The following is a 986-nucleotide window of genomic DNA, read 5'->3' on the forward strand; positions in this document are numbered from 1 at the left end:
CCACGTCGTTCACCAGCTGGCTCTCGGTGCGGGCCGTCGAGCGCGAGACCAAGCGCATCGCCCCTCAAGGCGGCGGGCGGAACGCCTCCGTTCCGCTGGCTGGTGGACGGTCGGCCGCTGCCTCCAGAACGTCGTCGCGAGACGCTGTGGCCAGTCGCGGGCTCCGGTTTCTCGCGCGTCACGGTGATGGACGCGTCCGGGGCGACCGCCTCCGCGAGCGTCCGGGTGAACTGAATCGGGGAGCGACCGCTCCCCCACGGCTTGATTTTTGCTCCTGCGAGCCTGATATCCCGCGCCTCCCCTGGATGTGACTGCTGATGGAAGAGCGCGCGATGCCGGACCCGACCTCGCCCGGAAACCCCACGCCAGACGACGTCAAGGGCGCCGACGCGCCCCAGACCGACGAGCAACGCGCCGACGGGACCGTGGAGGCGGAAGTGACGGACGCGGCCGCCGGCGCGGACCGGACGGCCGAGCTCGAGGCCGCCGTCGCCGATCTGCGCGACCGGCTGCTCCGCTCGCATGCCGAGATGGAGAATTTGCGCCGCCGGACGGAGCGTGAGGTCCAGGACGCCAAGCGCTACGCGGTGTCCTCCTTCGCGCGCGATCTGCTCGGCGTCGCGGACAATCTGCGGCGCGCGCTGGAGGCTGCGGCCGCCGCCGGAAAGAGCGGCGCGGCCCCGTCCGAGGAAGTCAGCGACCCGGTTTTCGCGGCCCTCGTCGAGGGCGTCGAGCTCACGGAGCGCGAGCTTCAGAAGACGCTCGAGAAGAATGGCGTGAAGAAGCTCGATCCGCGCGGCAAGCCGTTCGACCCGCATCATCATGAGGCCGTGTTCGAGGCCCCGGACCCGAGCGTGCCGTCCGGCACCGTCGTCCAGGTCATGCAGGACGGCTACGTGATCGGCGACCGCATCCTGCGCCCTGCCATGGTGGGCGTCGCGCGAGGCGGCCCGAAGCCCGGCGCCGCGCCGGAGTCCGCCGGCGTC

The 986-nt window shown here is 71.8% G+C and carries 1 protein-coding gene and 1 pseudogene; both read left to right on the forward strand.

Annotated elements, in window-relative coordinates:
• Positions 1 to 234, forward strand: a pseudogene (locus ACIKT0_RS18990) (penicillin-binding protein 1C); the annotation flags it as partial.
• An 83-nt stretch (positions 235 to 317) separates the two neighbouring features.
• A partial coding sequence (gene grpE, locus ACIKT0_RS18995; RefSeq protein WP_407106850.1) for a nucleotide exchange factor GrpE occupies positions 318 to 986 on the forward strand: 669 nt, incomplete at its 3' end.

It is taken from the genome of Hansschlegelia beijingensis (genome assembly GCF_045505405.1).
Lineage (GTDB): Bacteria > Pseudomonadota > Alphaproteobacteria > Rhizobiales > Methylopilaceae > Methylopila > Methylopila beijingensis_A.